The following is a 19,071-nucleotide window of genomic DNA, read 5'->3' as shown; positions in this document are numbered from 1 at the left end:
TTTACATTCGAATTTGCGTATATTCAATTTTTCGAATATACTTCAACCCATCAATGTATTTCCTGCCCACAACGTTTCAGGAGCTAACACATGGAAATGACGTCACCGTCCTATAATCAGACCTTTAAATGGGTAATAGGCGTAATACTGGCTGTTTTAGTGTGGGTATGGCTGTATAACTCACTACAACCAGTAGCTGATTACATCATGTCACTCACTGGCATTGCTGCAGAAACTCATCTCGGTTCAGCACTCAACTTCTTTCTATTTGAAACACCTAAAGTACTGCTGTTATTGACGCTGATAGTGTTTGTCATGGGCGTGATACAGACTTTTGTCGCTCCTGAACGCACACGCAAGATTTTGTCAGGTCGGCGCTTGGGCATAGGTAACGTCATGGCAGCCAGTCTGGGTATAGTCACTCCCTTTTGCTCATGCTCGGCCGTACCTCTGTTTATCGGATTTTTACAGGCTGGTGTCCCACTTGGTGTCACATTTTCATTTTTGATTTCGGCACCTATGGTCAATGAAGTTGCACTAGGATTGTTATTTGGCTTGTTTGGCTGGAAAATCGCATTGCTATATTTAAGCTTAGGTTTATCGGTGGCAATTGTAGCGGGCCTGATCATCGGCAAGCTCGGCATGGAAAAATATCTGGAAGACTGGGTACAGGCTATACAAGCAAACGGTGGTGCTGTTCATGTCGCGCTTGATCATAAACAGACTTGGGCAGAACGCTTCCAGGCGGGTATTGCCCACCTCAAAGAAATTGTCGGCAAAGTCTGGCCATATATCGTTCTAGGCGTTGCAGTGGGCGCAGGTATACACGGCTATGTGCCACAAAACTTTATGGCGAGTATCATGGGCAAAGGCGCCTGGTGGTCGGTGCCTGCAGCAGTATTAATCGGCGTGCCCATGTATTCCAATGCCGCAGGAATTATCCCTGTAGTACAGGCATTATTAGGCAAAGGCGCAGCGTTAGGGACGGTACTGGCATTCATGATGAGCGTGACTGCACTGTCCTTTCCTGAAATGATTATTTTGCGCAAAGTATTAAAGCCCAGATTAATCGCAACATTTATTAGTATAGTAGCAGCGGGCATTTTGTTCGTTGGTTATGTTTTTAATGCAGTATTGTAAAAGGAGTAATGCAATGAAAGGCAATCGTATGATGCGCATGATGTCAGTGATGGTGATGATTTCTCTGGCAGCGACCCATTTATCAGGTCAGTTTGATTTACTCCACCCCAGTTTTTTATGGATAGCAGGCATGGCGAGCATCATGGCATTTCAAGCCACATTTACTGGCTTCTGCCCTGCTTCTAGCCTATTTGGCAAAAATGCATCCTGCTCCATTAAATAACGCGAGGTTTATATGGCCCATGCAATACTCCATCCTTCTATCGTATCGCTCGTATCCTTAGCCGCCAGCATCGCTGCTAATCATCCAGGCAAGGGTTTATGCCAACTAGACAAACTCAAGCAGTTTGGCGTGAGCGATGAACAAATCGATTTAGTGATAGATATTGCACGCCATATTCGCGATGAAGCAGGTCAAAAAATAGATGCACAGTTTGATGCTATCTATGATGAAAAAATATCTGACGAGACCGATGCATCAGCACCCGCTGCAACCAGCAGTTGCTGTAGCAGCACCGGCACTGGCAAAGCGTGTTGCTAATCACGCAACTATGCTGATCAAAGTTATTTGCCCTGGCTGCAATAGCTGCCGCGCCACAGCTAATCTCATACGCGAAGTTGCTGAGGCAAGGCATGTTCAGATAACACTAGAAGAAATTAACAATCTCAGCGACATCATCGCCCAAGGCATTACCCGCACACCAACTATCATGATAGGTGACAAAGTAGTATTGGCTGGTGGCGTACCTGAATGGATAGACATAGAAAACTGGCTCACACCATCGCTAACCTAAGAAAGGAAGCATCATGAAAAACATTAAAGTTCTCGGTACAGGCTGTGCTAATTGCAAAACCACAACCAAACTCATAGAAGAAGCCGCGCAAGCCAAAGGTGTTGCGATACAATTGGAAAAAGTGGAAGACATCGCGGCCATACTCGGATATGGCGTCATGTCCACCCCAGGTGTGGTGATAGATGGTGTAGTCGTCCATGCAGGCGGCGTGCCTGACCGCAAAAAAATTGATAGCTGGTTAACCTAGAAAGCAAAATATGAGCGCAACGCACGACGACCATCATGAGCATAGTCATGGCTGTGACCACCATCACGGCCATGGTCACCATCATCATGATCATAGCCATGTAGATACTACCAGTCGTGCATTTGCTGTCGGTGTCGGTCTCAACCTTGCTTTTGTCATCATCGAAATCGGCTTTGGTTTATACGCTGATTCCTTATCACTATTAGCCGATGCTGGGCATAATTTCAGTGATGTGATCGGCCTGCTTGCTGCCTGGGGCGCCTTAATATTATCCAAACGTGTGCCATCACTGCATTACACTTATGGCCTGCGCAGCACCACCATCCTGGCTGCACTCGCCAACGCCATGTTATTGCTCATAGCGGTCGGCGGCATTTCCTGGGAAGCCATACGTCGCTTTACCGAACCTATGCCCGTCAATGAACCTGTCATGATATGGGTCGCGCTAGTCGGAGTAGTCGTTAACGTTGGAACAGCATTGATGCTCATGCGTGGTCACAAAGAAGACCTCAATCTACGTGGCGCATTCATCCATATGATAGCTGATGCAGCAGTATCCGTAGGTGTGGCTATTGCTGGTGTGCTCATGTTATGGACAGGCTGGCTATGGCTAGACCCTGCCATCAGTTTGCTGATCGCAGCTGCCATTATGTATGGCACGTGGGGGCTATTCAAACAATCACTCAAACTGGCGTTGCATGCCGTTCCCGATGCGATTAATCCCGCCAAAGTGTTGGCATATTTACAGAGTCTGCCCGAAGTACAGGAAGTTCACGACCTGCACATCTGGGGCATGAGCACGACTGAAAACGCCCTCACCGCACATCTGGTCACGCCTGCGGGCCATCCTGGCGATAGTTTTCTGGCGAAAATCGCGGAAGAGCTGTCTCACCATCACAGCATCCAGCACGCAACCTTTCAAATAGAACTGGGTGAGCACGATGTGCTATGCAAGCTGGCACCAGCTGACGTCGTATAAGTTCGCTAATACCCGTCAGCCGAGCCTTCACGACGTGGATCTACCCCACCCATCCAGCCATTTTGCACGCGCATAAAGCCGTGCAAACCGCTGTTGGCCTCACCTACTTTTACGTCATGCCCCATCATTTCCAATTCGGATTGCAACGATACTAAACCAGTACCACTTTCCAGCTCCGTTGGACCGTTACGGCTACCAAAATTTGGCAACGCCACTGCTTGCTGCATATCCAGATGCCAGTCCAGTACGCCTATCAGTGTTTTCGCAACATAATTAATTATCGAACTGCCACCTGGTGAGCCTATCGCCCCCACTAATTCATGTTGCCCATCCAATATCAGTGTCGGTGTCATTGAACTCCGTGGGCGCTTATTAGCCTGCACACGATTCGCCACCAGCTTGCCATTTTGATCCGGCATAAAAGAAAAATCGGTGAGCTCATTATTGAGCAAGAAACCATCAACCATATGCCGGCTACCAAACGCGTCTTCAATAGAGCTGGTCATGGACACTGCATTTCCCCACTTATCGACTATGGATAAATGACTGGTTGACGGCAATTCCAGCGCATTATCCTTAGACATGCTCACCGCGCCCGCAGGCACACCTGCCGTTGCTACACCCATGGAAAATTCGGTATCAATCAAGCTTGCACGCTGACGCAAATAAGCTGGATCCAACAACCCCGCAATCGGTACAGCAACGAAATCATCATCCGCCAAATACATATTACGATCAGCAAATGCCAGGCGTTCAGCTTCACTTATCAAATGTACCGCTTGCACTGAATCAGGCTGCAATCCAGCCACATCGTAGTGCCCCAATATTCCAAATATCTGCAACAACGCCACGCCGCCTGAACTTGGCGGTGGCATCCCACACAACACATAGGCATGATAACTACCGCACAATGGGGCACGTGACTTAGCCTGATATTGCGCTAAATCTCCCATGTGCATCCGACCCGGATTAGTAGGATGCATATGCACTGTGGTCACGATATCTTGCGCGATCTTGCCAGTATAAAAAGCCTTAGCACCTTCATTCGCCACACGCAGCAAAACGTTGGCATAAGCCCGATTCACCAGACGTTCGCCCGCCGCAATAGGCGTGCCATCAGCATGATAAAAATAAGTGCGTGCCGCTGGCTGCAACGACAAATAAGCATCCTTCGCGACTAAACTATGTAAACGTGGCGACACGATAAAACCCTTATTCGCCAATTTTATCGCTGGCGTAAACAATATCCGCCAAGGCAAACGACCATGCTGCTGATGCGCCAGCTCCAGCATCCGTAACAATCCGGGCACACCTACCGACCTGCCGCCCACCACTGCCTGATAAAAGCTCATGGGCTGATCTTCATCCAGCATAAACATATCCGCAGTCGCCGCAGCAGGCGCAGTCTCACGTCCATCATAAGCCAGCACCTGCTTATCACTGTGCTGGTAATACATCATAAAACTGCCGCCACCAATACCCGACGACTGCGGCTCTACCAATCCCAGCACCAGCTCCACCGCAATCGCCGCATCTATCGCATTGCCGCCACGCTTGAGCATTTCCACACCAGCCGCCACTGCCAGCGGATTCGCTGCCACCACCAGCGCATGTTGCCTGACCACTGCAGTACGCGTGTGCAAACCCGTTGCTGCTTCAGGCGCTTCAAGCCGATCCGCTACCGCAGAACTCGCCCAGCTAAAAGCGACAACACAACATAGACGAATCAGGTAATTTTCAAACATAACGACGCGCTTTCATTTATATCGAATCAGGTAAGCACAATGAGGGTCTTTATAAGGCCCCGTCGCCTTTTCCCAGCCTTGGCCAGGAGACGTTTGCCAACACACAAGCTCACCGGTGAGTTTGCTACGCCATTGATACCAAGGTGCAGGATTGGCACTGGCTTGAGCAGCTGATAACAATAACAACACCCAGACCATAGACTTCACGATATTCATCATAGCTTTCATCTCCAGTAACTATCGCATCAGCATACTTGGAATTCATCCCCAGTTCTATAATAAACATATTCGTTGAACAACGCCCAGCAGCTATAAATGCGCAAATTTCCTCAATCATTAGTTAAGTAAATTCGACACATCAAATTCGCATTACTGACGATATTCCGCATTATCTCCACCCATTTTCGGGTAAAATTCAGCCTTTACTTTGCCCCGCTCATTGCATTATGTCCGAAATCATACATTTAGCTGGTTCTGCTGCCTTATCTCAATTTCGTCTTGATAAACTGGCGCAAGCTTTGCCTGATTACACATGTATTGCAGCTCAGTTTTGGCATTTTGCCGAGATTAGCGCACCGCTGGATGATACTGCTCAAAAGACGCTGGCCAGTTTGCTAACTTATGGATCGCCGATAACCTCCCCTACTCAGGGCACGATAATGTTAGCAGTGCCTCGACCCGGTACGATTTCACCCTGGTCATCCAAAGCTACTGACATTGCCAAGCATTGCGGCCTGACGGCAATTTCGCGCATAGAGCGCGGTACGGCCTATACCTTCCAGCGTCGTGATGGCGCTGCCTTAACTGCTGCTGATTTAAGCTTGATAGCACCACATATCCATGATCGCATGACCGAAGTCATATTTGGCGATCTGGATGCCGCACAAGCACTGTTCCGCCATTTGCCACCGAAACCGCTGACGACAGTGGATATTCTGGCGGGTGGACGTGAAGCGCTGATGGCTGCCAATAGCGAATTGGGATTAGCATTGTCTGCGGATGAAATTGATTATCTGGTAACAAATTTCACCCGTCTGGGACGCAACCCGACTGATGTAGAACTGATGATGTTCGCACAGGCAAATTCTGAACATTGCCGCCACAAGATTTTTAATGCGAGCTGGGTGATAGATGGCGAAGCGCAACCTCATACCTTATTTGGCATGATACGTGAAACTCACGCGCAACATCCTGAAGGCACGGTGGTGGCGTATTCGGACAACTCATCAGTCATCGAAGGCTTTGATACTGCACGTTTTTATCCATCGCCTGATGGCAGCTACGCATATCACCAAGCTGAAACTCATATTTTGATGAAAGTTGAAACACATAATCACCCGACTGCTATATCACCTTTTCCTGGCGCAGCAACAGGTTCAGGCGGTGAGATCCGTGATGAAGGTGCGACGGGCATAGGTTCAAAGCCTAAAGCGGGTTTATGTGGGTTCTCAGTTTCCAACTTGAATATTCCCGCTTTGACCCAACCGTGGGAACGCTATCAGGATAACGCTGCACAATATGGCAAGCCTGAGCGCGTCGCATCGGCCTTGCAAATCATGATAGAAGGACCGCTAGGCGCGGCGGCATTTAACAATGAGTTTGGTCGTCCTAATCTGGCGGGCTATTTCCGCACATTTGAAGAAAGTTGCGCTGGCGAAATGCGCGGCTATCACAAGCCCATCATGCTGGCAGGTGGTGTCGGTAACATTGCTGCATCACACTGTTTCAAGTCTATGTTTCCAGCAGGCACGCTACTTATCCAATTAGGTGGCCCTGGCATGCTCATCGGCTTGGGCGGTGGTGCGGCTTCGAGTATGGATACCGGCACTAATGCTGAAAACCTGGACTTTGATTCTGTCCAGCGCGGCAACCCGGAAATGCAACGTCGTGCGCAGGAAGTTATCGACCGCTGCTGGCAACTTGGCGATGCCAATCCCATACTTTCTATCCACGACGTAGGTGCAGGCGGCATCTCTAATGCTTTCCCTGAACTGGTCGATGGTGCAGGCCGCGGCGCGACTTTCCAATTGCGCGATGTGCCGCTGGAAGAATCTGGCATGGCCCCACGTGAAATCTGGTCTAACGAATCGCAAGAGCGGTATGTGCTGGCAATTGCACCTGAGCAACTGGATTTATTCAAACAATTCTGCGAGCGTGAGCGTTGTCCGTTTGCGGTGGTCGGGGTCGCTACGGAAGCCATGCATTTGCGTGTTGAAGACAGCTTGTTGCCAGAAATGCCAGTCGATATGGAAATGTCCATACTTCTAGGCAAACCACCACGCATGACCCGCGATGTCAGTCGCGTAACCCATGAATTACTTGCAATTGATACCCGCAATATTAATCTACTTGAAGCCGCACAACGCGTATTACAACTGCCTAGTGTCGCCTCAAAATCATTCCTGATCACCATTGGTGACCGTACCGTGGGCGGCTACACCGCCCGCGACCAGTTCGTCGGCCCTTGGCAAATCCCGGTGGCCGACGTGGCAGTAACGACCATGGGCTATGACACTTACCAAGGTGAAGCCTTTGCATTAGGCGAGCGTACACCGCTGGCGCTGATTAACGCCCCTGCTTCCGGCCGTATGGCGATAGGCGAAGCACTGACCAACCTGGCAGCCGCACGTGTAGAAAAAATTGGCGACATCAAATTATCAGCCAACTGGATGGCTGCTGCGGGTTTCCCTGGCGAAGATGCTGCATTGTTCGACACTGTAAAAGCCGTCGGACTAGAGCTTTGCCCTGCACTCGGCATCAGCATCCCTGTCGGTAAAGATTCTTTATCCATGCGCAGCACTTGGCAGGAGGATGGCGAAAACAAAGCCGTGACTTCCCCACTATCGCTAATTATTACCGCATTTGCGCCCACACCTGATGCTCGCGCCACGCTCACACCGCAATTACGCACTGATGCAGGCGACACCGATCTGATTTTGATTGATCTCGGTTGCGGCCGTAATCGTCTGGGCGGTTCTGCATTCGCACAGGTTTATAAACAAATAGGTGATAAAGCACCTGACGTCAATTCAGCTCGTCAGCTCCAGGCTTTCTTCGAAACTATCCAGACACTCAATACCAATCAGCAGATACTGGCTTACCATGATCGTTCCGATGGTGGCTTATGGGCAACCATGTGCGAAATGGCCTTTGCAGGACATTGCGGTATCAGCATAGATGCAGATGAGCTATGCCAAGAACGTGTACGCGTGGAAGTGGAAATAGAAGGAACCGCTGAAGATGATGATGCACCACTAATTCCAGCAGGTAAGGAATTCCACGAACGCGTCTTTAGCGTGCTCTTCAATGAAGAATTAGGCGCGGTGCTACAAGTCAAACGTGAACACACACCAGCCGTTATGCAAACATTTTTCCAAGCTGGGTTACGTAGTGAATTTCATGTCATTGGTACGCTTAATCAAACTGACAATATCCAGATTATCCGTGATGACAAAATCATACTCGATATGGATAGAATCACAGCCCAACAGCTGTGGAGTGCTACCAGCCGTCAAATCCAGCGCCTGCGTGACAACCCTGCCTGCGCAGACAGCGAATATGCACAGATAGCCGAACGTGATGATGCAGGACTATCCGTCAACCTCACCTTTGACCCAGCACAATCTATCGTGATAGGTGGCAATAAACCACGCATAGCCATCTTGCGCGAACAGGGAGTGAACGGTGAAGTAGAAATGGCAGCAGCATTTGACCGCGCAGGCTTCCTAGCAGTCGATGTGCATATGAGTGACATTATTGCTGGACGTGTAAGTCTGGCTGATTTCCCTGGCTTTGCTGCATGTGGTGGTTTCTCTTATGGCGATGTGCTCGGCGCGGGTGAAGGTTGGGCAAAGTCCATCTTATTTAACCCTCGCGCACGTGACGAATTCGAAGCATTTTTCCAACGTACCGATAGCTTCGCGCTTGGTGTATGTAATGGCTGCCAGATGATGAGTAATTTAAAGTCCATCATCCCGGGTGCGCAACACTGGCCTAAATTCACCCGCAACCAGTCCGAGCAGTTTGAAGCACGCTTTGCCATGGTAGAAATCACCGACAGCCCATCTATCCTGTTCGATGGCATGGTCGGTAGCCGTATGCCTGTCGTAGTGGCGCATGGTGAAGGTTATGCCAACTTCAGCCAAACAGGTGACATGAAGCAAGTGAACACCGCAATGCGCTTTGTTGATCACGCTGGCAACGCGACTGAAGTCTATCCGTTAAACCCGAATGGTTCAGCGCAAGGTTTAACTTCCGTAACCAACGATGATGGCCGCTTCAGTATCATGATGCCGCATCCTGAACGCGTATTCCGTGCCGTACAAAATAGCTGGTATCCAGACCAACAGCAGGAAAATGGAGCATGGTTACGTTTATTCCAGAATGCGCGCAAGTGGGTAGGTTAAGTGACTACCGATAAAATCATTCCTATTGTACGTTTTTCTGCTGAGGATCTCGCCGCGCGTAACGCGGAAATGGGACTGGATGAAACGCGCTGGTACAGCGAAGATGAACTCGATGCACTGGAAGAAACCGACCCGCTGCTGGCAACACGTATTGCCCAAAAGCAGGCACGTATCGATAAACTGCGCCCTTATATCGTCAATGGTGAAACACCACCATTGACAGTTGAAGCCATGACCACCGTACTAGAAGAAGCGCGAGCCATTTTATTGCGCGATGGCGGCGATTTAGAACTGGTGAGCATTGTAGATACCACAGTAAAAGTCAGACTGAAGGGCGCCTGCGTAGGTTGCCCTAATTCGATGATGGATTTGAAAAACGTAGTTGAGAAGATAGTGCGCCGTACTTTTCCACAAGTCACTAGCGTACAAAATACTTATTGACTCTGCACAAGAGCAGTTACCAGCGTTTACTCCTCCACTTGCTGGTTAGACATGGCTGGCTGTGTAACAACAGGTTTATTCAATGATTCCATAGGCGGATGTTTTTCCAACAACTTCTGTTTCACTGCTTGTTGTTTTTGCGGTGGCAGTTGTTTTAATTTCTTATAGTTTTGCCGCGCCAACTCACGCTGCTCTTGGGTAAGCGAAGTCCATGCGGTTAACCGCTTCTGAAAACGCTCCTGTTCTTCTGGCTTCAATTGTGGATATTTAGCAGCAATAGCCAATAAACGATGACGCTGCAAATTCGACATACTTGCCCAATTATCTGATACGGGTGCGAGTATACTTTGTTGCGCAGGCGTTAAAGCATGCCAAGCAGGTGCGGGGGCATCTAATTTAGTTGCAGGCCATGCGAATAAAGACCACATCAATCCACACAGCAACACCACTATTCTGAATCGTTGTTGACCCATTTACTTATATGCCCATCCAAATATGCGTTAACTGGTAAATCGCCCGTAAGCAACGCCGTGTCGACACTTGCGGTATCGTCGTCATCATCCATGTTCGACTGCATCACTACAAAACTTGCAAGCAGCAACATCATCAATACTGCACCCAATATACCCATACGATGTTGTCGCAATTTATCAACCAAGGCCATGCTGTGCCCTGCACCCACATGCGCTTCAGATTTGTGCTGCGCGTGCGCACAGGCACGCTCACGTGCTAAATGCAATCGTTCCAATATCTCTGGACGAACGTCATCCAGTCCGGCATTTAGCTCGGCTATAATTTTTTTTGCCAATATATCATCACTATTATTCATAGTTAGTCCTTCATATCTTTCAGTAGCGCAGCCAGTGCATGTGTGGCGCGCGAACAGTGCGTTTTGACGCTGCCTTCTGAGCAGCCCATCACTTGTGCTGTTTCTGCTATATCCATGTCTTCCCAATAACGCAGCAGGAATGCTTCGCGTTGACGTGCAGGCAATTTTTCTATTGCCGCTTCTATATAAGCAAGATTCTTGCCTGTTATCAGGCTATTGAGTGGGCTGTCCTTTTCGTCTGCCGCCTGATCATATTCCAATGGCTCATCTTCGCCTTCAGAGCCATGCCCAGGCGTAAGAAAAGAAATTGCTGTTACCCAATAATTCCGAACTTTCTGGCGACGATAATAATCGCGTATCGTATTTTGCAAAATACGCTGAAATAACATAGGAAATTCTTCAGGCGGCTGGTTACCATATTTTTCTGCCAATTTCATCATGGCATCCTGCACGATATCCAGCGCAGCTTGATCGTCACGCACAGCGAATGCGGCTTGACGATAAGCTCGACGTTCCACATCCGCTAAAAAACGCCCCAAAGCGTGCGCGTTTTCCACGTCTAACTCAATTCTTTAAATGAAAGCAAATTATCCAACCTGACAATTTCAACACACCCATCCATATGTGCCAGCTTTAACCACTCCGCCGCATCTGCAGTATAAACATCCAACGGTAAAATCTCAGCATGAACATTTTGTTGTTGTTCATCTATATAACTTACCTGCAAATGCCTGCGTTTCAACACCGCAAATTCTAATTGCTCATGTTGTACGCAGGAAATAGCTTGATACGCTGTCATTAATGCAAACCTGTATTCATTGCTGCCAAGGGATTAATATTTTTACCTAATTCAACACCGAACCGCTTTGCAAAACGATCCGCAAAGCCTTCTTGCGGAGAAAAATCAACTATCTTGTCAGCATGTATCACATCACGGGCAACAGACTCAGCGCTGCCGAAACCATCAGCCAAACCTAAACGCACACTCTCTTCACCACTCCACACTAACCCGCTAAACATATCTGGGGTTTCATGCAAACGTGTACCGCGACCAGCACGCACCGCTTGAATGAACTGCTGATGAATTTGCTCCAGCATAACTTTAGCGTAAGCTTCCTGTTGAGGATTTACTGGTGAGAATGGGTCAAGAAATCCCTTGTTTACACCAGCAGTAAGCAATCTGCGTTCTACACCGAGCTTATCCATCGTACCCGTAAATCCGAAGCCATCCATTAACACACCGATAGACCCCACCAGACTGGCTTTATCCACATAAATCTTATCCGCAGCTGCGGCAACGTAGTAACCACCTGACGCGCACAAATCATCAACCACTACATACAATGGAATCTTGGGATATTTACTACGCAGACGCTTGATTTCATCATAAATCTGCCCCGCCTGCACTGGACTGCCGCCAGGACTATTAATCCGCAAGATCACGCCTTGCGTATCTTTGTCCTTGAATGCATCCTGCAAACCACTAATAATTTGATCAGCACTGACTTCATTTGCCGAGATCGTACCTTTAAGCTCAACCAGGGCAGTATGTTTGCCGTCCATATCCAGTTTATTGTCACCAGACCAACTCATGAATAAAAACAGCAAGGTAAACAAATAGCCAAAACCCAGAATTTTGAACAATATGCTCCAGCGACGTGCAGCGCGCTGCTCTTTAACTGCTGCCAGCGCCACTTTTTCCAGCACGCCACGTTCCCAATTACCCGAATTTTCTGAATCAGACATAGTTATTCCTTAATATTCATTCAAAAGAAACGCATTATAAGCTTAAGCATTCAAGCTTAACCACCGCGCCAAATCGTTAAAACTATGTGCTACATATAACGGATTAAATGCTCGCAAACTATCCTCTTCATGCGCACCGTAGCCAACACCGACACTTGCTACACCCGCATTTTGCGCCATTAATAAGTCATGACTGGTATCACCTATCATTAGCGTGCGCTCGGGTGGCACGACGCAATAATCCATCAACTGCAATATCATATCCGGATGTGGTTTAGAATTAACTTCATCAGCACAACGTGTCGCATGAAAATAGGGGCGCATCTGGCTTTGATCCAGCGCCCTGTCCAGACCACGCCGGCTTTTGCCTGTAGCAACTGTCATCCAGTAGCCTTGTGAATGCAAATATGGCAGCGTTTGCGCAACCCCCTCAAACAAAGGCAATAAGTGATCCTGCCCCAAAAAATGATGTCTGTAACGGGCAGTAAACGCGGGGTAATCAGTTTCGGACAGGTCGGGCAACAAAGTCGCTATCGCCTCACTCAATCCCAAGCCAATAATATGACTCGCCTCAGCCAAACTAGGCACGGGCAAACCCATATCAACACAGGAAGCAATGATGGAATTGGCTATCGCCGCAGTCGAGTCCATCAGCGTGCCATCCCAGTCAAATATCAGTAAATCAAACTGTTTGCTCATAATTTGTCGATGAAATTCTGCAATTCAGGAGGAAGCGGCACACTAATAGTTAAAACTTCATCGGTCAAGGGATGCGGCAACGTCAGCTGCCATGCATGCAGAAACATACGTTTCAAACCGCGCCTAGCCAAATCCTTATTCAACGGAAAATCACCATATTTGTCATCGCCCGCTATTGGAAAGCCACTATGTGCCAGATGCACGCGTATTTGATGCGTTCGACCCGTTTTGAGTTCCGCTTCCAACAAACTAAATTCGGACCAAGATTTCTGCAGTCTGAATATGGTATGGGCAACTTTGCCATCTTCACGCACCATGACCCTACGTTCACCATCGGCATTCAAATATTTGTACAAAGGCAATTTAATATGTTGAACTGGATTCTTCCACTGCCCATAAACCAGCGCCAAATAGCGTTTATCCATACCGCCATCACGAAACATGTCATGCAATTTAACTAGGGCACTACGCTTAGTCGCCAGTATCAATGCGCCAGAAGTTTCTCTATCCAGTCTGTGCGCCAGTTCCAGAAATTTACATTCTGGCAATTCCAGCCGTAACTGCTCAACCACACCCAAACTAACCCCACTACCACCGTGTACCGCCATGCCAGCAGGTTTGTTGATAATTAACAACGCATCATCACGATACAACACCTGATCCATTAGGCGCATACCACCTTTAGGTAAATGCGTAACCGGCTTGTGCTCAGGTTCGGCAACACGTACAGGAGGAATGCGAACTTCATCACCCAACTGTAATTTACGCGCGGCATCTACCCTGCCCTTATTTACACGCACCTCACCACTACGCAAAATACGGTATAAGTGACTTTTGGGTACACCCTTCAGGTGGCGCGCAAGGAAATTATCGATACGCTGACCTTCGGACGATTCGTCTACCTTCACAAAAGTGACAGATTCTTTGCGTAAATCATTCATTTTGAATATACTGTTACTACTTTTTTATAAAGGCAGTACTTAAGAAGTAAAGAAGATTTAGATTATCTTTTCAGCAGCACTGCCAAAAAAGTAAAATTAACCGGTTAATATCGCTCACCGGAACCACAAGCGAGTATGAGGCGGCAATTATACACCCCACATACCTGATACGGAAAACCATGCATGCATTGCACATGGGTTCCACGTAAGTAGCGATAAAAGATTTAACAGCGCGCGAACACAATACTGACTACTGACCTCAAACCAACTTCTCGGGTTAAAGCACGAAAGCAACTGACTGGCACACAAGAAACACGACAACCTTGCCAGACACACAGCATACTCGGCACCCGATACAGTTCAAGATGAGCTCACCTGTCAGCCTAACGAAGATCCAATCACGCACCATGAAGTCACACACAACTGAATTAACCTGGATGTCCACTATGATTGCAACCAGACTATAAACACCTTGTGTATCCACGCTAAACCGTGCTGATAATGCTTCGTCCTGTGTAATGCGCGCAGGAGAGAAACAAAAATGAAACGCATGTTATTTAACGCAACACAGGCAGAGGAATTGCGTGTTGCTATTGTTGATGGTCAAAAATTAGTTGACCTGGACATAGAATCTGCAAACAAAGAACAACGTAAAAGCAATATTTACAAGGGTATTGTTACCCGTGTAGAACCCAGTCTGGAAGCTGCTTTCATCGATTACGGCAATGACCGTCATGGCTTTTTGCCGTTCAAGGAACTATCCCGAGCATGTTACTCTGGCGAAGCCGCTGAATCAGGTCGCCCACGCATACAAGACGTATTGCGTGAAGGCCAGGAACTCATTGTTCAGGTCGAAAAAGATGAGCGTGGCAACAAAGGTGCGGCACTCACTACATACATCAGCCTTGCAGGCCGCTACCTTGTCTTAATGCCTAACAACCCACGTGGTGGTGGCGTATCACGTCGTATCGAAGGTGAAGAACGCAATGACCTGCGTGATGTGATGGCGCAACTGGCTATCCCAGCGGGGATGAGCATCATTGCTCGCACCGCAGGTATCGGTCGTGGCGTTGAAGAATTGCAGTGGGATTTAAACTATTTGCTCCAACTCTGGAGTGCAATCGATGGTGCTGCCAACAGTCAAAAAGGCGCTTTCTTGATCTATCAGGAAAGCAGCCTGGTCATACGTGCCATCCGTGACTACTTCCAGCCTGACATCGGCGAGATCCTGATTGACACTGAAGATGTGTACGAACAGGCACATCAGTTCATGAGTCATGTCATGCCTGGCAATGTACACAAAGTTAAACTGTACAAAGACGATGTACCACTATTTTCGCGCTTCCAGATCGAACATCAGATCGAAACCGCATTTGCACGTGAAGTGTCTCTGCCTTCTGGTGGCGCAATTGTTATTGACCACACAGAAGCACTGGTGTCAGTTGACGTAAACTCAGCGCGCTCAACACGTGGCACAGACATCGAACAAACCGCCTTCAACACTAACCTGGAAGCTGCTGAAGAAGTCGCCCGCCAGTTACGTCTGCGTGACTTAGGTGGTCTGGTTGTAATCGACTTTATCGATATGGAAAGCCAGCGTAATCAACGTGATGTTGAAAACCGTTTGCGTGATGCACTGCATTTTGACCGAGCTCGCGTCCAAACAGGCAAAATCTCCAAATTTGGCTTGATGGAATTATCACGTCAACGCCTGCAACCTTCACTCGGTGAATCCAGCCATCTGCCTTGCCCACGCTGTAACGGCACTGGTTTCATTCGCGGTATAGAGTCAACCGCATTGCACATTTTGCGCATCATTCAAGAACAGGCAATGAAAGATCAAACAGGTGCGATACATGCACAAATCCCTGTTGATGTTGCCACCTTCTTGTTAAACGAAAAACGCGCTGACATTTTTGCGATTGAATCACGTCTGAAAGTCAGCGTGGTGTTAATTCCTAACATCCATTTAGTTACACCGCATTACAAGATTACCCGTTTGCGCCATGACGAAATTAATCCGTTAGAAATGCTCACACCTAGTTATCGTTTGAGCGAAACTATCGAAGAAGTCACACCAGTTGAAAACAATAAGAAAGAATCCAAGCCTTCAACGCAAGTGCCAGCTGTACGCGGTATCACACCTGCGCAGCCCGCACCTATCGTTGAGCAAAAAACAGCTGAATCTGAAGCAAATGCCACCGCTGCAGCTAAAACAGGACTTATTGGTCGTATCTTTGGCTGGTTACAGAAATTTAGTGATGAAAAACCGGTTGAAGCTGCACCAGTAGCAGTTCAAGCCAGCACCCGCCCATCAAACAATGAATCACGTAACCGTAATCGCAACCGCAACGACAGAGGCGGTGAGCGTAATGGCGAACCACGTCCTCCACGCAAGGACAATCGCGTTGAAGAAGGCCGTACCGAAGCCAAAACCGACAATATGGCAGAGCGTCCAGCCCGTAATGAGCAACGCAATGACAGACCACCCCGCCAGGAGCGTGCGCCACGTCCAGCACAGACCAACGTTGCAGCAGATGGCAACACTGACAACAAGCCTAAGGCAGAAAACACACGCAAACCGCGTCCACCACGTCAGCCACGCCCAGAAGTTGATGGTAACGTAGCAGTAGTGACTGCAACCACAGAAAACACAACACCTGAATCAACGGCTAACACCGATGTCGCAACTGGCAATGAACCAAGGCCGAATGGCGAACCACGCAGTCGCCGTGGCCGTCGTGGCGGTCGTCGTGAACGCAGACCTGACCAGGTTAACAGTGATGGTTCCAGCGCTGCTGAAACAATAGAAACCAGTCCGTCAGTCACCAATGTCGAACAGACTGGCAATACGCCGACCATTGAAGAAATTCAGACAGTTGCACCTGTTGAACACATCGAGGTCAAACCAGCTGAGGCTGAGGCTGAGGCTGAGCCAACCGTCGTGGTAACGGCTACCCCAATTGCTAGCAATAGCACCATGGAGGCAACTACACCTGTAGCAACTGCAGCAACGCAGATGGACATATTCGCGCCAGCGCCAGCAACTGCTCAGCCGCTATCTCCACCAATCGCTGAACCCGTTGTGGAAGACAAACCAGCTACAGTGGATACAGCGAATATAAACAATCTGTTAGCTGAATTACTTGCGCCATCAGCTGACGCTGCCAATTTACAAATGGTCGAAACTGCTGCTGCACAACCAGCAGCAAGCGCTGTCGAGCCTGTCACAAAACCACGTGTTCAGCGAGTCAGAGCAATTGAAACCGTAGTATTGGATGAGCCGTTGCAGCAGGTTGAAACCGCAGCCAAAGCTGAAGTAGTTGTGCCAGCAGCCATGACAGCTGCGATACCGCGTGTGCGTACAGCTTTACAACAAAGCGCACAAAACAATGAAGAAGAAGCGCCATTGGTGCAAATTGAAACCAAGCTTTAACATGAAAACTGCGGCATATCTGTTAAAAAGTATGCCGCAGCAGAAGTCTTGCAACTTTAATAGCAAAATAACTGATGTGATTTAACAAAACATCAATCACATAAAGCCTTTATTCGAACAAATCTCGGATCAGGGCTTTATTTTTTGTAACAACCCATCCGCAGCATCTTCGACCATAGCCAGCACCTGAGCAAAACCCTGATTGCCTCCATAATAAGGATCAGGCACTGACATACCAAAGAACTGGTTACTATAATTCAAGTACAGTTGCACCTTGTTTGCATGCTCTCCTGCCAGTTTTTGCAGGTTTTGCAAATTCGCCTCATCCATCGCCAGAATATAATCAAATTTCTCAAAATCTGACTGACATACCTGACGACCACGTAACGACGCAATATCATAACCAGCCTGACGCATCGTATGTTGTGCACGCTGGTCAGGAGGTTCGCCTATATGATAATCGTGCGTCCCAGCAGAATCGATGATCAGCTCAGCCCCCACTGCTCGTGCTTTACGGGTAAACACGCCTTCTGCCATCGGTGAACGGCAAATGTTTCCCATGCAGACGAAGAGAATTGAAGTTTGCTTCATGACATCACCGCGCCATGAGTCTGCCAGTGCCAACTATCCCGACACATAGCATCAATATCTCGCTGTGCTTGCCAACCCAATTCACGCGCTGCAAGACCAGGGTCAGCATAACAGCTGGCGATATCACCAGGACGCCGCCCAACAATACGATAGGATACAGGTTTGCCACTGGCACGCTCAAACGCCTGCACCATTTCCAGCACACTATAACCGCGTCCAGTTCCCAAGTTATAAGTTTGTACGCCCTCTTTTTTGGTTAATGCTGCTAAAGCATGCACATGTCCTAAAGCCAAATCGACCACATGAATATAATCGCGCACACCCGTGCCGTCAGGCGTAGGATAATCATTGCCATATACTGACAATTGCGCCAATTTGCCTGCTGCAACTTGTGCGACATAAGGCATGAGATTGTTAGGAATGCCATTAGGATCCTCGCCTATCAACCCACTTTCATGCGCACCTACAGGATTAAAATAACGCAACAGCACGATATGCCAATCCGCATTTGCTACAGGTAAGTCACGCAGCATTTCCTCAACTATTAATTTTGAACGCCCATAGGGATTAGTGGCAGACAAAGGGAAGTTTTCGTTGATGGGCACAGTTGCAGGGTCACCATAAACTGTCGCTGACGAACTGAACACCAGATTAAACACACCATGATCAGCCATAACTTCAGCCAACACCAAAGTGCCATAAACATTATTATCATAATATTCCAGCGGCATAGTGACGGACTCACCTACTGCTTTTAGACCCGCAAAATGTATCACTGCATCTATCTTGTGCTGCGCAAAAACGGCATTCAGTTTGGCCTTATCTCGAACATCTAAATTATGAAAAACAGGTGAGTGACCACTGATAGTTTGTATACGCTCTAACACACGCAATTTACTATTACACAAATTATCCACAATAATCACATCATGGCCTGCCTTCAACAATTCAATACTGGTATGACTTCCTATGTACCCCATACCACCCGTCACTAAAACTTGCATAACAAATCCCTAATTAACTTAATTACGACATACTAACTGTTACCTAACGAACACGGAATAACAACTTAGCAAT

20 protein-coding genes are annotated in these 19,071 nt (G+C 48.1%); 9 read left to right on the top strand and 11 right to left on the bottom strand.

Translation table 11 applies throughout. The features are described from left to right. Positions 1 to 90: 90 nt before the first annotated feature. The 6 genes from SFSGTM_RS05190 to SFSGTM_RS05165 are packed head-to-tail and all read left to right on the top strand — an operon-like array spanning position 91 to position 3,160. On the top strand, positions 91 to 1,140 hold the full coding sequence (locus SFSGTM_RS05190; protein WP_162084255.1) for a permease: 1,050 nt from the start codon (positions 91 to 93) through the stop codon (positions 1,138 to 1,140). A gap of 13 nt (positions 1,141 to 1,153) precedes the next feature. Next, positions 1,154 to 1,363, top strand: a complete 210-nt coding sequence (locus SFSGTM_RS05185; RefSeq protein ID WP_162084254.1) for a YgaP family membrane protein — start codon at positions 1,154 to 1,156, stop codon at positions 1,361 to 1,363. 12 nt (positions 1,364 to 1,375) lie between these two features. Beyond that, entirely contained in the window at positions 1,376 to 1,681 is a 306-nt protein-coding gene (locus SFSGTM_RS05180) for a hypothetical protein (RefSeq protein ID WP_162084253.1), read from the top strand. Between the two features lie 10 nt (positions 1,682 to 1,691). After that, positions 1,692 to 1,934, top strand: a complete 243-nt coding sequence (locus tag SFSGTM_RS05175; protein ID WP_162084252.1) for a thioredoxin family protein — start codon at positions 1,692 to 1,694, stop codon at positions 1,932 to 1,934. A 13-nt stretch (positions 1,935 to 1,947) separates the two neighbouring features. Further along, positions 1,948 to 2,181 carry a thioredoxin family protein gene (locus SFSGTM_RS05170; RefSeq protein ID WP_162084251.1) on the top strand — a complete coding sequence of 78 codons (234 nt, stop codon included), beginning with the start codon at positions 1,948 to 1,950 and terminating at the stop codon, positions 2,179 to 2,181. A 10-nt stretch (positions 2,182 to 2,191) separates the two neighbouring features. Further along, entirely contained in the window at positions 2,192 to 3,160 is a 969-nt protein-coding gene (locus tag SFSGTM_RS05165; RefSeq protein WP_162084250.1) for a cation diffusion facilitator family transporter, read from the top strand. Positions 3,161 to 3,165: 5 nt separating this feature from the next. Here SFSGTM_RS05165 and ggt read toward each other — a convergent pair whose 3' ends face one another. Both ggt and SFSGTM_RS05155 read right to left on the bottom strand, forming a co-directional pair. Beyond that, positions 3,166 to 4,905, bottom strand: a complete 1,740-nt coding sequence (ggt, locus tag SFSGTM_RS05160; protein ID WP_162084249.1) for a gamma-glutamyltransferase — start codon at positions 4,903 to 4,905, stop codon at positions 3,166 to 3,168. A 12-nt stretch (positions 4,906 to 4,917) separates the two neighbouring features. Continuing rightward, positions 4,918 to 5,124: a hypothetical protein gene (locus tag SFSGTM_RS05155; RefSeq protein WP_232526048.1), complete on the bottom strand. Its 207-nt coding sequence runs from the start codon at positions 5,122 to 5,124 to the stop codon at positions 4,918 to 4,920. 227 nt (positions 5,125 to 5,351) lie between these two features. On the opposite strand from SFSGTM_RS05155, the gene purL reads away from it, so the two are divergent. Next, positions 5,352 to 9,311, top strand: a complete 3,960-nt coding sequence (purL, locus tag SFSGTM_RS05150; RefSeq protein WP_162084248.1) for a phosphoribosylformylglycinamidine synthase — start codon at positions 5,352 to 5,354, stop codon at positions 9,309 to 9,311. Continuing rightward, on the top strand, positions 9,312 to 9,752 hold the full coding sequence (locus tag SFSGTM_RS05145) for a NifU family protein (RefSeq protein ID WP_162084247.1): 441 nt from the start codon (positions 9,312 to 9,314) through the stop codon (positions 9,750 to 9,752). It begins immediately after the preceding gene. 26 nt (positions 9,753 to 9,778) lie between these two features. Here the strand turns inward: SFSGTM_RS05145 and SFSGTM_RS05140 are convergent, their stop codons facing one another. Genes SFSGTM_RS05140 through SFSGTM_RS05110 form a run of 7 tightly spaced genes read right to left on the bottom strand, consistent with a single transcriptional unit; the run spans position 9,779 to position 13,967 of the window. Further along, entirely contained in the window at positions 9,779 to 10,225 is a 447-nt protein-coding gene (locus SFSGTM_RS05140) for a DUF3106 domain-containing protein (protein WP_162084246.1), read from the bottom strand. Next, entirely contained in the window at positions 10,201 to 10,581 is a 381-nt protein-coding gene (locus SFSGTM_RS05135; RefSeq protein WP_162084245.1) for a DUF3619 family protein, read from the bottom strand. Before SFSGTM_RS05135 ends, SFSGTM_RS05140 begins: the two co-directional genes overlap by 25 nt. 2 nt (positions 10,582 to 10,583) lie before the next feature. After that, positions 10,584 to 11,138, bottom strand: coding sequence for an RNA polymerase sigma factor (locus SFSGTM_RS05130; protein ID WP_162084244.1), 555 nt, complete (start codon positions 11,136 to 11,138; stop codon positions 10,584 to 10,586). A 2-nt stretch (positions 11,139 to 11,140) separates the two neighbouring features. Further along, positions 11,141 to 11,380 carry a transcriptional antiterminator, Rof gene (locus tag SFSGTM_RS05125; protein WP_179954406.1) on the bottom strand — a complete coding sequence of 80 codons (240 nt, stop codon included), beginning with the start codon at positions 11,378 to 11,380 and terminating at the stop codon, positions 11,141 to 11,143. Then, positions 11,380 to 12,327, bottom strand: a complete 948-nt coding sequence (locus SFSGTM_RS05120) for a S49 family peptidase (protein ID WP_162084243.1) — start codon at positions 12,325 to 12,327, stop codon at positions 11,380 to 11,382. The genes SFSGTM_RS05125 and SFSGTM_RS05120 overlap by 1 nt, the downstream gene beginning before the upstream one ends. A 42-nt stretch (positions 12,328 to 12,369) precedes the next feature. Continuing rightward, positions 12,370 to 13,026 carry an HAD-IA family hydrolase gene (locus tag SFSGTM_RS05115; RefSeq protein WP_162084242.1) on the bottom strand — a complete coding sequence of 219 codons (657 nt, stop codon included), beginning with the start codon at positions 13,024 to 13,026 and terminating at the stop codon, positions 12,370 to 12,372. After that, positions 13,023 to 13,967, bottom strand: coding sequence for an RluA family pseudouridine synthase (locus SFSGTM_RS05110; RefSeq protein ID WP_162084241.1), 945 nt, complete (start codon positions 13,965 to 13,967; stop codon positions 13,023 to 13,025). The genes SFSGTM_RS05115 and SFSGTM_RS05110 overlap by 4 nt, the downstream gene beginning before the upstream one ends. Positions 13,968 to 14,508: 541 nt before the next feature. Here SFSGTM_RS05110 and SFSGTM_RS05105 point away from each other — a divergent pair. Beyond that, positions 14,509 to 17,403, top strand: a complete 2,895-nt coding sequence (locus SFSGTM_RS05105) for an Rne/Rng family ribonuclease (protein WP_162084240.1) — start codon at positions 14,509 to 14,511, stop codon at positions 17,401 to 17,403. Positions 17,404 to 17,532: 129 nt separating this feature from the next. Here SFSGTM_RS05105 and SFSGTM_RS05100 read toward each other — a convergent pair whose 3' ends face one another. After that, a complete protein-coding gene (locus SFSGTM_RS05100) occupies positions 17,533 to 17,994 on the bottom strand; it encodes a low molecular weight protein-tyrosine-phosphatase (RefSeq protein WP_162084239.1) in 462 nt (153 codons plus the stop codon). Beyond that, positions 17,991 to 18,998, bottom strand: a complete 1,008-nt coding sequence (galE, locus tag SFSGTM_RS05095) for a UDP-glucose 4-epimerase GalE (protein ID WP_162084238.1) — start codon at positions 18,996 to 18,998, stop codon at positions 17,991 to 17,993. The genes SFSGTM_RS05100 and galE overlap by 4 nt, the downstream gene beginning before the upstream one ends. Between the last annotated feature and the right edge of the window lie 73 nt (positions 18,999 to 19,071).

The organism is Sulfuriferula nivalis (assembly GCF_009937995.1).
In the GTDB taxonomy this organism is placed as follows: domain Bacteria; phylum Pseudomonadota; class Gammaproteobacteria; order Burkholderiales; family Sulfuriferulaceae; genus Sulfuriferula; species Sulfuriferula nivalis.
The sequence above is the reverse complement of the archived record's forward strand: the minus strand, read 5'-3'. Positions and strand labels throughout refer to the sequence as shown.

Excerpts from the sequence above, each read along its gene's own strand:
- SFSGTM_RS05125 (WP_179954406.1), bottom strand. The coding sequence starts at position 11,380 with ATGACAGCGTATCAAGCTATTTCCTGCGTACAACATGAGCAATTAGAA.
- SFSGTM_RS05120 (WP_162084243.1), bottom strand. The coding sequence starts at position 12,327 with ATGTCTGATTCAGAAAATTCGGGTAATTGGGAACGTGGCGTGCTGGAA.
- SFSGTM_RS05110 (WP_162084241.1), bottom strand. The coding sequence starts at position 13,967 with ATGAATGATTTACGCAAAGAATCTGTCACTTTTGTGAAGGTAGACGAA.
- SFSGTM_RS05105 (WP_162084240.1), top strand. The coding sequence starts at position 14,509 with ATGAAACGCATGTTATTTAACGCAACACAGGCAGAGGAATTGCGTGTT.
- SFSGTM_RS05115 (WP_162084242.1), bottom strand. The coding sequence starts at position 13,026 with ATGAGCAAACAGTTTGATTTACTGATATTTGACTGGGATGGCACGCTG.
- ggt (WP_162084249.1), bottom strand. The coding sequence starts at position 4,905 with ATGTTTGAAAATTACCTGATTCGTCTATGTTGTGTTGTCGCTTTTAGC.
- SFSGTM_RS05190 (WP_162084255.1), top strand. The coding sequence starts at position 91 with ATGGAAATGACGTCACCGTCCTATAATCAGACCTTTAAATGGGTAATA.
- SFSGTM_RS05185 (WP_162084254.1), top strand. The coding sequence starts at position 1,154 with ATGAAAGGCAATCGTATGATGCGCATGATGTCAGTGATGGTGATGATT.
- SFSGTM_RS05170 (WP_162084251.1), top strand. The coding sequence starts at position 1,948 with ATGAAAAACATTAAAGTTCTCGGTACAGGCTGTGCTAATTGCAAAACC.
- SFSGTM_RS05180 (WP_162084253.1), top strand. The coding sequence starts at position 1,376 with ATGGCCCATGCAATACTCCATCCTTCTATCGTATCGCTCGTATCCTTA.
- purL (WP_162084248.1), top strand. The coding sequence starts at position 5,352 with ATGTCCGAAATCATACATTTAGCTGGTTCTGCTGCCTTATCTCAATTT.
- SFSGTM_RS05135 (WP_162084245.1), bottom strand. The coding sequence starts at position 10,581 with ATGAATAATAGTGATGATATATTGGCAAAAAAAATTATAGCCGAGCTA.
- SFSGTM_RS05140 (WP_162084246.1), bottom strand. The coding sequence starts at position 10,225 with ATGGGTCAACAACGATTCAGAATAGTGGTGTTGCTGTGTGGATTGATG.
- SFSGTM_RS05155 (WP_232526048.1), bottom strand. The coding sequence starts at position 5,124 with ATGATGAATATCGTGAAGTCTATGGTCTGGGTGTTGTTATTGTTATCA.
- SFSGTM_RS05165 (WP_162084250.1), top strand. The coding sequence starts at position 2,192 with ATGAGCGCAACGCACGACGACCATCATGAGCATAGTCATGGCTGTGAC.
- galE (WP_162084238.1), bottom strand. The coding sequence starts at position 18,998 with ATGCAAGTTTTAGTGACGGGTGGTATGGGGTACATAGGAAGTCATACC.
- SFSGTM_RS05175 (WP_162084252.1), top strand. The coding sequence starts at position 1,692 with ATGCTGATCAAAGTTATTTGCCCTGGCTGCAATAGCTGCCGCGCCACA.
- SFSGTM_RS05100 (WP_162084239.1), bottom strand. The coding sequence starts at position 17,994 with ATGAAGCAAACTTCAATTCTCTTCGTCTGCATGGGAAACATTTGCCGT.